General features: G+C 45.4%; 12 protein-coding genes. 11 read left to right on the top strand and 1 reads right to left on the bottom strand.

Annotated features, from left to right (window positions below; genetic code table 11):
- The first annotated feature begins 93 nt into the window (after window positions 1-93).
- From ASF12_RS09850 to ASF12_RS09875, 6 genes are all read left to right on the top strand, one after another.
- Complete coding sequence (locus ASF12_RS09850) at window positions 94-966, top strand: ABC transporter permease (RefSeq protein WP_155973015.1); 873 nt, start codon at window positions 94-96, stop codon at window positions 964-966.
- Between the two features lie 23 nt (window positions 967-989).
- A complete protein-coding gene (locus ASF12_RS09855) occupies window positions 990-1,916 on the top strand; it encodes a carbohydrate ABC transporter permease (RefSeq protein ID WP_056033355.1) in 927 nt (308 codons plus the stop codon).
- A 179-nt stretch (window positions 1,917-2,095) separates the two neighbouring features.
- Entirely contained in the window at window positions 2,096-2,440 is a 345-nt protein-coding gene (locus tag ASF12_RS09860) for an ArsR/SmtB family transcription factor (protein WP_235533115.1), read from the top strand.
- Window positions 2,437-3,837 carry an arsenic transporter gene (locus ASF12_RS09865; protein ID WP_056033358.1) on the top strand — a complete coding sequence of 467 codons (1,401 nt, stop codon included), beginning with the start codon at window positions 2,437-2,439 and terminating at the stop codon, window positions 3,835-3,837. The genes ASF12_RS09860 and ASF12_RS09865 overlap by 4 nt, the downstream gene beginning before the upstream one ends.
- Before the next feature lie 16 nt (window positions 3,838-3,853).
- Window positions 3,854-4,279, top strand: coding sequence for an arsenate reductase (thioredoxin) (gene arsC / locus ASF12_RS09870; RefSeq protein ID WP_056033360.1), 426 nt, complete (start codon window positions 3,854-3,856; stop codon window positions 4,277-4,279).
- A 38-nt stretch (window positions 4,280-4,317) separates the two neighbouring features.
- A complete protein-coding gene (locus ASF12_RS09875; protein ID WP_056033363.1) occupies window positions 4,318-4,983 on the top strand; it encodes an oxidoreductase in 666 nt (221 codons plus the stop codon).
- Window positions 4,984-4,995: 12 nt separating this feature from the next.
- On the opposite strand, the gene ASF12_RS09880 is transcribed toward ASF12_RS09875, so the two are convergent.
- Window positions 4,996-6,015: an HD-GYP domain-containing protein gene (locus ASF12_RS09880; RefSeq protein ID WP_056033366.1), complete on the bottom strand. Its 1,020-nt coding sequence runs from the start codon at window positions 6,013-6,015 to the stop codon at window positions 4,996-4,998.
- Between the two features lie 370 nt (window positions 6,016-6,385).
- On the opposite strand from ASF12_RS09880, the gene ASF12_RS09885 reads away from it, so the two are divergent.
- The 5 genes from ASF12_RS09885 to ASF12_RS09905 all read left to right on the top strand — a co-directional run bounded on the left by ASF12_RS09885 (window position 6,386) and on the right by ASF12_RS09905 (window position 13,399).
- Entirely contained in the window at window positions 6,386-7,939 is a 1,554-nt protein-coding gene (locus ASF12_RS09885) for a response regulator (protein WP_056033370.1), read from the top strand.
- A gap of 11 nt (window positions 7,940-7,950) precedes the next feature.
- Complete coding sequence (locus ASF12_RS09890) at window positions 7,951-9,681, top strand: sensor histidine kinase (RefSeq protein WP_056033373.1); 1,731 nt, start codon at window positions 7,951-7,953, stop codon at window positions 9,679-9,681.
- A 125-nt stretch (window positions 9,682-9,806) separates the two neighbouring features.
- Window positions 9,807-11,513 carry an ABC transporter substrate-binding protein gene (locus ASF12_RS09895; RefSeq protein WP_056033377.1) on the top strand — a complete coding sequence of 569 codons (1,707 nt, stop codon included), beginning with the start codon at window positions 9,807-9,809 and terminating at the stop codon, window positions 11,511-11,513.
- Complete coding sequence (locus tag ASF12_RS09900) at window positions 11,507-12,463, top strand: ABC transporter permease (protein ID WP_056033381.1); 957 nt, start codon at window positions 11,507-11,509, stop codon at window positions 12,461-12,463. Before ASF12_RS09895 ends, ASF12_RS09900 begins: the two co-directional genes overlap by 7 nt.
- Window positions 12,464-12,478: 15 nt before the next feature.
- Complete coding sequence (locus tag ASF12_RS09905) at window positions 12,479-13,399, top strand: carbohydrate ABC transporter permease (RefSeq protein WP_056033384.1); 921 nt, start codon at window positions 12,479-12,481, stop codon at window positions 13,397-13,399.
- The last annotated feature ends 52 nt before the right edge of the window (window positions 13,400-13,451 follow it).

Here is a 13,451-nt window from a genome sequence, read left to right on the forward strand (position 1 = left end):
TCTGGAGTGGGGAAACAGACTGAGCTAATTGTAGCAACGGCTACTGGCCACTTGCACAAAACAAACTTATTGAAAAGACTATCCAAGCAGAAAATGCTAATGCTGATGTCTTTGCCATTTTTAGCTTGGGTCATTTTATTCAAGTACGTTCCGCTTTGGGGCTGGACGATCGCTTTTCAAAAGTTCAAGCCGGCTAAGGATATTTTTGATCAAACCTGGGTAGGGCTTGATAACTTCACGTTTTTATTTAAAGAAGAGGCCTTTTATCTCGTACTGCGCAACACGATTGTTATGAGTTCCATTAATCTCGTATTAGGATTTTTAACAGCCATTGTATTAGCACTGCTGCTTAATGAGCTGCGCAGCGTTTATTTCAAAAGAACGGTGCAAACGATTAGCTATTTACCCCATTTTATTTCCTGGGTTGTTGCGGCAAACATTGTGCAAACCGCACTTTCTCCCGAAGGTATTGTCAACATCCTGCTGCTGAAGCTGCAGCTGATTGACCAGCCTATTCTCTGGTTAGGTAAAGGAGAATATTTCTGGGGCATTCTTGGGGTATCTGAAATTTGGAAAAATGTAGGCTGGAACACCATCATCTATCTCGCTGCCATTTTAACGATTGACCCTGCGCAATATGAAGCGGCAGAAATGGATGGAGCATCACGTTTTCAGCGTATTTGGCATATTACGCTTCCTGGCATGAGACCGGTTATTGTCATTTTATTAATTATGAATCTTGGATTTATTCTTGAATCCGGATTTGAGCCGCAATACTTGCTCGGCAATAGCATGAACGTGGACTATTCAGAAAATCTTGATATATTCGTTTTGAAATATGGCATGCAGATGAATAACTATGGTTTGGCAACTGCAGCCGGTATGTTTAAAACGGTTGTCAGCTTTATCTTTCTGATCGCAGCGAACCATATTGCGAAACGGTTGGGTCAAAGCAGGCTCTACTAATCATGTGCAAGGAGGCGATCACTATGAGTCAAGCCAAATCAACTCGTAAAGCATACTTTTCTTCCCCAGATAAAATATTCGATGTGTGCAATATCATTTTTATGCTATTGCTGATCGTTGTAACGCTGTATCCTTTTTTGAATATGTTTGCTCTTTCATTTAATGATGCCAATGATTCCATACGTGGGAATATCTATATTTGGCCTCGTGATTGGACGCTGCGAAATTATGAATACATCTTCAATGAGTCCTCTATTTTTCATGCGACCTTTATTTCTGTAGCGCGCACGATAGTGGGGACGGTAGTCTCTGTGTTTTGTACAGCGATGCTAGCCTATACAATCAGTCGCCCTGAATATGTTTTCAAAAAGTTTGTGACGATCATTTTTATTTTTACGATGTATTTTAGCGGAGGTTTAATTCCGAACTACTTGCTGACGAAAGAGCTGGACTTGCTGAACACCTTTTGGGTATATATTATTCCCGGAATTATCGGTGTGTTTAACATGATTGTCATTCGTTCCTTTATAGAAGGCTTGCCCGAAGGAATTATGGAGTCGGCAAGAATGGATGGCGCTGGGGACTTTACGACGTTTATGCGAATTGTTCTGCCACTTACAGTACCAGCCCTCGCGACGGTTTCGCTATTTGTAGCGGTTTATCAATGGAACTCCTGGTTTGATGTTTTTCTATATAATTCTTCCAGTATTAATCTAAGCACACTACAATATGAACTGATGAAGGTACTCTCAACGTCAAGCACCACTACCAGCACGGGCGGATCAGCAGCTGATGCCTTTGCCAATGCGCAGGGCAATGTAACGATGGTGACACCGACTTCCATTCGAGCAACGATGACGATTGTTGCCAGTCTGCCGATTATTATCGTTTACCCATTTCTGCAAAAGTATTTTGTACAAGGGATGACAGTTGGCGGTGTGAAGGGATAACGGAAGATTTTTGACTGCAAGCCAAGTGAAATCAGGCATTCACGCCTGATTTCACTTTGCTGTTCTTTTTTTTCCGACTTTACAAAAGCTTAACATATTCGCCATTGATTATATAAGTGTTTGATTATATGATTACGCCATGAGGATTAGTTAATTAGACATATAGGGAGGTGCCGCATATGGAACAAAATATGGAACAAAAAATTCATCAGATGGCGGAAGCCTATAAATTGTTAGCGGATAAAACACGGTTAACCATCATTGCTTTGTTGAAAGAACGGGAGCTTTGTGTCTGTGACATAACCGAAATGATTGGGATGTCACAGCCGAACGCCAGCCAGCACCTTCGAAAGCTGAAAGCAGCAGGGCTGCTGAGTGAAAAGAAAAAGGGGCAGTGGGTCTATTATTCTTTAAACCCGGAAGCGGAAGCCTACGTACAATGTGTTTATGAATATTTACCTACCATGAAAGCACAAATAGCAGGCTTGAAAAATAACAGCTGCGGCATTCAGGGGGAGACATGACTGTCATTGCCTTTGTCATTTTTCTGCTCACCCTTGTATTTGTCATTTGGCAACCGAAGGGGTTAAGCATTGGCTGGTCGGCAACGGCCGGAGCGGTGCTTGCACTTCTCATGGGAGTGGTGAGCTTCGCTGATGTTGGCGCGGTTGCAGGGCTTGTATGGAATGCTACCCTTGCCTTTGTAGCAATCATTTTAATTTCGCTGATTTTAGACGAAATTGGTCTTTTCGAATGGGCAGCGCTGCATATGGCCCGCCTCGCAAAAGGAAATGGCAAGCTTATGTTTGCGTATGTCATTTTGCTTGGAGCTGCTGTAGCTGCATTTTTTGCAAACGACGGTGCCGCATTAATTATTACCCCGATCGTGCTTTCCATGGTGAGGGCTTTGAAATTTGAACATAAAATGATTTTGCCTTTTATTATGGCGAGCGGGTTTATTGCAGACACTGCTTCTTTGCCTCTAGTTGTGAGTAATTTAGTTAATATCGTATCTGCCGATTATTTTGGAATCGGGTTTGCAGAGTATGCCAGCCGTATGATCGTTCCGGGCTTCTTCTCCATTATTGCAAGCCTAATCATGCTCTACCTGTTGTTTAGAAATAGCATACCGAAAAATTACGAGCTAGCTCAATTAAAGAAGCCAGTTGATGCCATCAAGGATAAGAGACTATTCAAGCTTTCCTGGATCATTTTAGCTGTATTACTGTTGGCGTATTTCGGCAGCGAATTCTTCTCCATTCCGGTTTCGATTGTAGCGGGTATAGCTGCTGGCGGATTTCTTATTGCAGCCCGCAACAGTCCAATCATTCATACGAAAAAGCTGATAAAGGAAGCTCCATGGACGGTCGTCATTTTCTCCTTGGGCATGTATGTTGTCGTATATGGCTTGCGAAATGCGGGACTGACGGATGCCCTTGGAAGTGTGCTTCAAACGGTTGCGGATAAGGGATTGTTTATGGCCACGGTGGGAATGGGCTTCATTGCCGCGATATTGTCTTCCTTAATGAATAATATGCCGACAGTCATGATTGACGCGTTAGCTATAAATGGAACCCAAACGGAAGGGATGCTCCGTGAAGCATTGATTTACGCTAATGTGATTGGCTCTGATTTAGGTCCGAAGATTACACCGATTGGTTCACTCGCCACTCTTCTATGGCTTCATGTGCTTTCGCGCAAAGAAGTGAAAATTAGCTGGGGGTACTATTTTAAGATCGGTATTTTATTAACGGTACCAACCCTATTTATTACGCTTGCGGGGTTGTCTGCATGGCTATATTTCATCTACACAGTAAACCTTAACGTCTGGATTTCCACTGTTTTGGTAGCTGCCGTCATCGTGTTGCTTACAGCGGTCTTGATGAAATGGCTGGGTAAAAAAGCAAGCCATCCATATTGAAAAAGGGGATTAGAAAATGGGGAAAAAACCACTTATTTATTTTTTGTGCACAGGGAACTCTTGCAGAAGCCAAATGGCCGATGGTTTTTTGAAATTAGTGGGCGGGGATAAATATGAAGTGAAAAGCGCGGGGCTTGAAGCACATGGCTTAAATCCGCGTGCCGTTCAAGTGATGAAAGAAGCGGGTGTCGATATTAGCAGCCATACGTCCGATGTCATTGACCCTGAAATTCTAAATCATGCTGATTATGTCATTACTCTTTGTGGGCACGCAGACGAGCATTGTCCTGTCGTTTCCAATCCGAACGTGACCAAATGGCACTGGGGCTTTGATGATCCGGCAAAAGCAGCAGGAACAGAGGAAGAGATCATCGCTCAGTTCCGTATCGTTCGCGATTCAATTAAACAACGCATTGAACATTTCGTTCAAGAAGGCAAGTAATCAGTTTGATTGATCTTGAAAAAAAGGGGGGCAGTCAAATGAACAGAACAGCTGTAGTGGCGGGAGCCACAGGCTTAATTGGCAAAGAGCTGGTTCAATTGTTGCTTAACGATGTGGCATATAGGGCCGTAACGATTCTTGTTCGGCGGCCAACGGGCATGGTGCATCCAAAGCTCGTAGAGCAAATCATCGATTTTGACCAATTGCAGCAAGCTGATGTACAGATGGGCGGTGCAGATGTGTTTTGCACACTCGGTACCACAATCAAGAAGGCTGGGAGTCAGGATGCTTTTCGAAAAGTAGACTATCAATACCCGCTATCGCTTGGACAATTGGCGAGCAGGCAAGGAGCAAGACAGCTATTGCTTGTATCTGCAATCGGGGCAAATCCATCATCGCGAGCCTTCTATAATCGTGTGAAGGGGGAAGTGGAAGAAGCGCTGAGCAGTCTCAAGCTTCCGGTTTTGCATATACTCCGTCCTTCGCTGCTGCTTGGAGAGCGGAAGGAATTCCGGTTCGGGGAACGAATCGCCGCATCGTTGTCGGTCTTGCTTTCTCCATTGTTTTCGGGACCGCTCAGAAAATATGCTCCTGTGCAGGCCAGTACTGTTGCCAAAGCCATGATTTTTGCAGCGAAAAGCAATCAGGCAGGCATTCATATTCATGAGAATGAGCATATCGTAAAGCTAAAGCAGGAAAAATAAAACAGCTGCGGTCTAGGACGTTATTTTCAGGTCCGAGACTGCAGCTGTTTCTTTATTTAAGGGTTGCTCTATGGTTGGCTTAGCAGAATGCTTGGATAATAGTTTCGGACCTTCCCGCTTCCAGATGTTCATAAAGGCTTTGACTACATCGGGATCAAATTGGGTTCCAGCATTTTTCCGAATTTCCTCTATCGCAAACTCAACATCGAGCTCGCCTCTGTACACCCTCTTAGAGGTCATGGCATCGAACGTATCAGCAACAGCCATAATTCTAGCTGCAATCGGAATTTCGCTCTGTCCAATGCGGCTCGGATAGCCGCGGCCGTCAAATCTTTCATGATGATGAAGAATCATATCCAAAATGCCGGAGCGTTTAAGATGGGAAATATGACTTAGCATTTCATAACCCGTATTAGGATGCTCCTTAATAATTTCAAATTCTCCGTCCGTTAATCGGGATGGTTTGAGGAGAATATGCTCGGGTACACCGATCTTCCCAATATCGTGAAGAATTCCGCCAATATAAATGCGTTCGCATGCCAGCTTGGACATCTTCATTTCTTCAGCGATTTTCTTCGAATAATAGGCCACGTTATCGGAGTGATCGGCCGTATAATGATCCCTTGAATCCAAGGCTTTAGCTAGTGTAAAGGTGAGCTGAAGCATATTTTGCTTCTGTCTATTGTAATACAAAATCATAAACGAAATAGAAGAGGAGGTTAAGAAATACGTAACGACTAAAGTGAAGACTCTCAAGAGGAATTCATCTTGAATGAGAAATGCCGGCTGCCGCTCCAAATAAACTCTAAAGAAAACGATAAGAACGACGAGCACGCTACGAATCCAGGTTTCCTTCCAAAAAGAAAGGCCTACCAGTAAGCTGAGCATTAAATAAGCAAACTGAAACAATATGTAATTTTCGAAACAAAAGTCGGCCGCAATGACAGCAAGAAATGCGATTCCGAATAAGAAGCGGCTTGTATATTTACTAAGAATAAAGGTTTCCGCTTGATGAGCGATGTAATTTTTCATAGGACTGAGGACCTCTGCAATCATTCGATTCATTTCTAAATTATGTATTTAAATAAATTGAATTATATCACATTCTAAAGCGCGACCTCCATATAAATTACTAGCGTTGCTTAAAAGAGCCTCTTAGAAGTTTTTCTTCTAATTGGATAAAATATGTAAATGTGTTAACATGAGTATGGTATTGGGCAAGGAGCCCGCATTCACTTCGTCAACCATTTGTTCCATTGCTATATACTGTGCCTCACTAAAACTCCCAAATCCGCGCATATCCGCAAAGATTATTTAGGGGGTTTTTTATCATTTTGATTTATTTGATAGCGCTTACAAATGAGAGGGCTTCTATTTTTAATGAAGGAAGGGATAATGGACAATGCTCAAAGTACTGCTGACAGACGATGAGGTGTTTGTTCGGAAAGGGCTGATGGAACTCATCCCATGGGAAGAAATGAAGTTCATTGTAGTAGGGGAGGCGAACAATGGCAAGGAAGCGCTGGAAATGATTGAGGACTTGGAGCCGGATTTAGTCATTACGGACATACGCATGCCGCTCGTGGATGGGCTTGACCTGATCCGAAGTGTGAAGGAGAATACCCAGCTTGACCCGGTCTTCATCATTATTAGCGGCTATAACGACTTTAAATATGCGCAGCAGGCTCTTCGCTATGGGGTACATGACTATATTATGAAGCCTATTGATGAAGAGGAAATAACAGCAGCTTTACGGAAGCTGACCTACAGCATCGGAGAGCGAAAAAAGGCTTTGCTGTCCGGAGACAAACAGGCAGGCAACCCCATTCTAGAAGCGCTGATGCAGGGAGCTTTGAATAGAAAGGAGGCGGAGCAATATTCTTCGATGCTAGGCATGCCAGAAGGTGCAAGCATGATGTATGTCTTGGTCGACGTTTATGCCGCTCCGCAGGAGCAGCTGGCCGATATGAGGACATTTCAGGAAGCACTGCACTCTCTTGAGGAGCAAAGAGGAGATATTCCCGTCATCGAGCTGCAGCCGGGCAAGTTTGGGCTGCTGTTAAACGTGGACTGGATGCATAACAGAGCTGGCGGAATCGGGCCGTTTCTGGAAAGGCTTCGCACAGCCCTTTCCCGTCGCCTGAGCGTCGACATCGGCATTTATGCGGGCAATTCCGTCGATCATGTAGCAGAGCTTCGCCGTTCCTTTCTGGAGGCTAGCGAAGCGGCCCGGCACAAGTATGCCGAACGCGGCGTAATTTGGTACGCAAAAATTAATAATAGGCCTTTGTATGTTTTTGATATTAGTCCAGACATTTCAAACAAGCTGATCTTGCAGCTGGAAGAAGGCAGCAGGGAAGCATACCGCCAAACGGCGGAGGGCATGTTTCGATTGTTCCGTGAGCAGCGTTTCACTCCGCAAGCCGTAACAGGGTCCCTCTCCCGATGCATCACCGGAATTATAGCCGTAATTAAGGAAATGGACGGCAGCGAGGAGGAAGTTCGGCGGCTAAAGGAACTGGCTGAACGGGAACACGGCAATTGGAGCTTACAGCTGTTGGAGGAGCATTTCATGCTGGCGCTTGCGGAAGCGGAGGAGTACATTGCGTTGCTGCGTCAGGAGTGGTCCAGGAGCAGCATCAAGCAGATTAAAAACTATATTGACGCCCATTATAGCGAAAATATCAGTCTTAAATGCATCGCAGCAAGGTTTTATATGAATGCCTTGTATCTAGGCCGGCTTTTTCGTAAAAACTATGGCGTTTATTTTAATGAATATGTATTGGAGCTTCGGGTAAAGGAAGCTAAAAAGCTGCTTCGGCAGACTGACCTGCGCATGTACGAAATTGCCGCCAGAGTCGGCTTTCAGAATGCGGATTATTTTGTCACCCAGTTCGAGAAGCTGGAAAAACGATCTCCGACAGAATATCGCAATATGCTGAATATTAAAGAATAGGGGTTGCCCCAATGATGAAATTCAATTTGAACTACATGAAACTGCGCGACAAGCTGCTGCTTATGTACATACTGTCGGTATTTATCCCTATCGTTGTCACTAATGTGGTGTTCTATAACGTGACCACAGTCAATATTCGCAGCCAAAAAACCCGGGATGCGGACATGGCGTTAAACAATCTCAAAAACGATTTGCGCGTAACGATTGACCAAGGCGTTGGTTTGTCCTATTCCCTATATGCTGATCCCATCTTTAACAAAACAGTTGCCAGACGTTTTTCCAGTCAGATGGATTACATTAATACTTATCAGTCTTATCTGAGTGGGGCGTTTTCTGATCAAAACGTACAAGGTGTCCGCTGGTATCAGGTGTATACAGATAACCCCACTGTTTTGTCTTCGGGCTATATTGATCGCTTGACCGAAACGCTTCGGCAGTCCGACTGGTATATCCAGTCTAAGTCCTCTTCCGCTCTTTATCCGGCTTTTGTTTATTCGGACAACAAACTCAGCCTCATTCAACAGTTAAACAATTACCACACCGGCGGTATTGAGCAGCTGGTGAAAATCGATTTGAACATGGACTTGCTCGCCCAAAAATTTGGGAGCAGCGCCTTTGGCGGCAAGGTTTATTTGGTCGACCCTGAGGGACGGGTGTGCTTTGGCAATGAACGGGGAGGACAATGGCAGCAGGCAAACGTCCGGTTTGAGGACATTGCGCTTCCAAGAAATTCCCGTTTGTTCGAAGCCTCTTACGATGGGATTAGTTATTTGGAGGGGTGGACGCTGCAAGGCGTAATAAATGAGGAGGTCTTTCTTAGAGAGGTCCGCCATTCGCGTTCCATTGTCATTTGGCTCGCATGCATTAATTTTGTGCTGCCCTCTATCATTATTGCTGTAATGTCGAGGTCTCTGCATGTACGGCTGGTGCAGATTTTAAAGCATATGAAGAAGGTGAAAACGCAAACCTTTCAGACGATTCCCTACGAAGATGCCAGAGACGAAATCGGCCAGCTAACGATGGAATTCAATCGAATGATGGAAACTATTAATAATTTAATTAATGAGGTTTATATTGCGGATATCCAAAAGAAGGATCTGGAGCTGAAGCAGCAGCAGGCGCAGCTTCATGCCTTGCACAGCCAGATCAATCCCCATTTTCTATTTAACGCCCTGGAATCTGTCCGCATGAGGAGCGTCATCAAGGGGGAGCGGGAAACAGCAAAAATCATCCATCATATGGCTCAAATGTTCCGCCAGTCCATCTCTTGGAGCCGAAAATACGTGACGGTGCGTGAGGAATTGGAGCTGATAGGCAGCTTTCTGGAAATTCAGCAATACCGCTTTGGCGGCAAGCTGGACTACAGCATAGTAGCAGATCCGTCAGCGCTTAACCGTCGAATTCCAAAGATGGTCATTTTGCCTTTTGTGGAGAATGCCAGTATCCATGGAATTGAATCGAGTCCCGACAAAGGCATCATTGCGATCTCTGTCACCGAGCGGGAGGACAAGCTTCATATCAGATTAGACGACAATGGTATCGGCATGTCCCAGGCCAAGCTCGATGAGCTGTTTCAGTATTTGGAGGAAAATGACGATATAGGCGAGCGAGTTGGCATGAAAAACGCCTATTACCGTCTAAAGCTGTGTTACCAGAATCGTTTTGACTTCGCCATTCGTGCGGGTGAAGGGACGGGAACGCGAATAGAAATCACTCTGCCGCTTGAAGCTGGGCAGCCCTAACAGATTGAAAAGGATCGGTATGATTTTCAAAGAAGAAGGTATGCTTTGTCGGGTAATCAAGAAAGCGTTTTCTTGATATATTGAAAGGGCTTACAAATTTGTCAATGGAAGGGGAATTAGTTGAAATGTCCAAAAGCAAGGCAGTAATCGCTGGATTGGTTATTTTATTGGCGGCGACTTTTGGAGGATGCAGCAAGGCAGATAACGATATGCCTAACAGCGCCTCTAATAGCAAGTCCACATCCGATCCTTCCGCAGCAAGCGGAGAGGACCATACGGCGGCGACCTTTACGTATTATCATTTTTCGACAGGCAAGAAGGATACTCTGGCGAGTGAAACGGTCATCGGAAAAGAATTGCAGAAGCAAACCGGTGTCGACTGGAAGCTGGAATACGTCGTAGGCGACAGCACAACCAAAGCTGGAGTCATGATTGCCAGCGGAGATTATCCAGATGTGATTAGCTCTAGTGGAGAAATGGCGAAGCTGATGGACGCTGGAGCCTACATCCCGCTCGATGATTTGATTGAGGAGTATGGGCCCAACATCAAACGCGTATACGGACCTTACCTCGATAAGATGCGGCAGGAGGACGGGAAAGTTTACACCTTGCCGTATACGGCCAATCAGGGCGAGTATATCGGCAGTCCCAATATTGGCGGGGGAGCCTTCTGGATCCAGCGTTCGGTGCTGAAGGAGTTCAACTATCCGAAGATCACCACATTGGATGAATATTTTGATCTAATCAAGCAATACAGGGAGAAACATCCGACAATCGATGGCGCGGATACGATCGGATTCGTTTCCCTTGCCGGCGTCGCGAATAACTTCTTTACGCTGCAAAATCCTGCGATGCATCTTGCGGGATATCCTAACGACGGCAGTGTCATGGTCGATATGGAAACCCATGAGGCCAAGGTTGTGGCAGGAACCGACTATCAGAAAAGATGGATTCAGAAGCTGAACGAAGTGAACGCTGAAAAATTGTTTGATCCAGAATCTTTTACAATGAATAAGGATCAATACTTGGCCAAGCTGACCTCAGGACGTGTACTTGGCTACTTTAACTATGGATGGCAGGTGGGGGATGCTTCCAAAAACCTGTTGGCGGCTGGCATTGACGAGAAGCGTTATGCTCCGCTTCCGATTGTATTCGACAAAGGCATAAAAGATCAGTACATGGATCCGCCAGGATTTGTTGCCAACTACGCGGTCGGCATTTCCATCAAAGCCAAAGATCCCATTCGCATCATTAAATACTTCGATCATTTGCTGAAGGAAGAAAATCAAATTCTCGTTCAATGGGGGATCAAGGATCAAACCTATAGTGTAGATGACAATGGCCGTTTTTATTACGCGAGCGATGAGCAGCGCAAATACCATGATGATCTTGAGCTCAGTCGTACTTTTGGTTTTACCTACTTCGGAACAGACTGGCCGCGTTATGGCGGGGAGTCCACCCTATCAGACGGCAATGCCTTTAGCCCCGGCAATCAGCCAGAGGTAGCCTATGCCTCGTATACCGAAGGCGATAAAACGATTCTGAACGCTTATGGCGTCGAGACGTTCAGCGAGATGTTTTCCAAACCCGAAGCACGTCCATGGTTCCCGGCATGGTCCATCGCGCTGGAGCAAGGTTCTCCTGAACAAATTTTCACAATGAAGTCCGATGACCTGCAAAGAAGATATTTGCCTGCTCTGGTTATGGAGGTACCGTCCAATTTCGACAAGCTGTGGGAGGAGTATATCAGCGAGCTGAACAAGCTGGGCAAGAACACCTATGAGAATACGATGACCAAGATTGTAAAAGATCGCGTTGCAGGCAAATGGTGAGTAGAGCTAAGCGAGGTGTTGATAGACCAGATAAAAATAAAATAAAGCTGTTTTATCATCGCCTTATTCAGCAGAAAACGCTAGCGTTTATGTGTATTCCGTTCGTCCTCTGGGCTTTTATTTTTAAATATTTACCGCTTTGGGGCTGGACTATGGCCTTTCAAAACTTCAAGCCGGCAAAATCCTTCGGGGAACAGGAATGGGTAGGATGGCATCATTTCAACCTCTTATTCGCGGACAGTACCTTCTATCGTGTGCTGCGAAATACTCTGGTGATGAGCTCTATCAAATTAGTACTGGGCTTCGTTACGGCGATTACATTGGCTCTTCTGCTGAATGAGCTGAAAAATATCTTTTTTAAACGGTTCGTTCAGACCGTCAGCTATTTGCCGCATTTTATTTCTTGGGTAGTGGCGTCAAGCATTGTTCTGACGGTTTTATCTCCGGATGGCATCATTAATTTGCTGCTGAAGAAGCTCCATCTCATGGATAGCCCGGTGCTGTGGATGGGCAAGGGGGAATATTTCTGGGGAATTCTCGGGGCGACTGAGGTTTGGAAAGAGGTGGGGTGGAGCACGATTATTTATTTGGCCGCCATTAGTGCGATCGATCCTTCCCAATATGAAGCAGCTGAAATGGATGGAGCGGGTAGGCTTCAGCGCATAGTCAGCATAACGCTTCCCGGAATGAAGCCCGTAATCATCATTCTGCTAATCATGAACATGGGAAATATTCTTGAAGCTGGATTTGAGCCGCAATATTTGCTGGGCAACGGAATGAACATGGATTATTCGGAGAATCTCGACATATTCGTGCTGAAGTATGGTATGGGGACAGGCAACTTCTCCTTAGGAACGGCGGCCGGTATATTCAAAACGGTAGTCAGCTTCATCTTCCTTTTCTCCGCTAACTTTATTGCCAAGAAAATGGGGGAAAGCAGATTATTTTAAAAGGGGAGCTACGCCATGCAAAAAGGAAAAACGTCCCGTTTACGCACTTCCAGCTTTGGGGACCGAGTGTTTGATAGCTGCAACATCCTATTGATGATAGGGCTGATGATTGTCACGATTTACCCGTTCGTCAATATGATTGCCGTTTCCTTTAATGATGCTAACGACGCCATTAGGGGCGGGATTTATTTATGGCCACGGGAATGGACGATGGATAATTACAAGTATATTTTCGGAGAATCCGACGTTTATCACGCTACGCTCATATCGGCGCTGCGTACGATTATTGGCACTGTGGTGGCCGTATTTTGCACAGCGATGCTCTCCTATACCGTCAGCCGACAGGGATTCGTGCTGCGCAAGTTTGTTACGATGTTTTTCGTGTTTACGATGTATTTCAGCGGAGGTTTGATTCCCGGTTATTTGCTTATTCGGGATTTGGGCCTGATTAACTCCTTTTGGGTTTATATTGTTCCGGGCGTGATTGGGGTGTTCAACATGATCGTCATCCGTTCTTTCATTGAAGGTCTGCCGGAAGGTATTCTTGAATCGGCACGGATCGACGGTGCAGGAGAATTCACTACTTTCGTCCGCGTCGTATTGCCGCTGACCGTTCCAGTCATGGCTACCGTATCGCTGTTTGTAGCGGTAGGGCAATGGAACTCCTGGTTTGATGTGTTTCTGTACAATTCCTCCAATATCCAATTAAGCACGCTGCAGTACGAACTGATGAAAATTTTGCAAACATCCACGACGGCGGCCACGGCCACGGCTGGGGATATCTATCAAGCGGCGGGCGACAGCGGAACGATGGTGACGCCGACTTCGATCCGGGCTACTATGACGATCATTGCCAGCATTCCCATTCTGATGGTCTATCCGTTCCTGCAGAAATATTTTGTTCAAGGGATGACCCTCGGCGGTGTTAAGGGCTGAATGATACGGATAATGACTGCTTAAGGCAAAATGCAGCTTCATAGCTGAAAAA

Origin of the sequence: Paenibacillus sp. Leaf72, assembly GCF_001422685.1 — a bacterium.
Taxonomy (GTDB): Bacteria; Bacillota; Bacilli; order Paenibacillales; family Paenibacillaceae; genus Pristimantibacillus.

Bases quoted from the DNA above. Each gene is read 5' to 3' on its own strand.
- ASF12_RS09850 (WP_155973015.1), top strand. From the start codon at position 94: ATGCTAATGCTGATGTCTTTGCCATTTTTAGCTTGGGTCATTTTATTC.
- ASF12_RS09855 (WP_056033355.1), top strand. From the start codon at position 990: ATGAGTCAAGCCAAATCAACTCGTAAAGCATACTTTTCTTCCCCAGAT.
- ASF12_RS09860 (WP_235533115.1), top strand. From the start codon at position 2,096: ATGGAACAAAATATGGAACAAAAAATTCATCAGATGGCGGAAGCCTAT.
- ASF12_RS09865 (WP_056033358.1), top strand. From the start codon at position 2,437: ATGACTGTCATTGCCTTTGTCATTTTTCTGCTCACCCTTGTATTTGTC.
- arsC (WP_056033360.1), top strand. From the start codon at position 3,854: ATGGGGAAAAAACCACTTATTTATTTTTTGTGCACAGGGAACTCTTGC.
- ASF12_RS09875 (WP_056033363.1), top strand. From the start codon at position 4,318: ATGAACAGAACAGCTGTAGTGGCGGGAGCCACAGGCTTAATTGGCAAA.
- ASF12_RS09880 (WP_056033366.1), bottom strand. From the start codon at position 6,015: ATGAAAAATTACATCGCTCATCAAGCGGAAACCTTTATTCTTAGTAAA.
- ASF12_RS09885 (WP_056033370.1), top strand. From the start codon at position 6,386: ATGCTCAAAGTACTGCTGACAGACGATGAGGTGTTTGTTCGGAAAGGG.
- ASF12_RS09890 (WP_056033373.1), top strand. From the start codon at position 7,951: ATGATGAAATTCAATTTGAACTACATGAAACTGCGCGACAAGCTGCTG.
- ASF12_RS09895 (WP_056033377.1), top strand. From the start codon at position 9,807: ATGTCCAAAAGCAAGGCAGTAATCGCTGGATTGGTTATTTTATTGGCG.
- ASF12_RS09900 (WP_056033381.1), top strand. From the start codon at position 11,507: ATGGTGAGTAGAGCTAAGCGAGGTGTTGATAGACCAGATAAAAATAAA.
- ASF12_RS09905 (WP_056033384.1), top strand. From the start codon at position 12,479: ATGCAAAAAGGAAAAACGTCCCGTTTACGCACTTCCAGCTTTGGGGAC.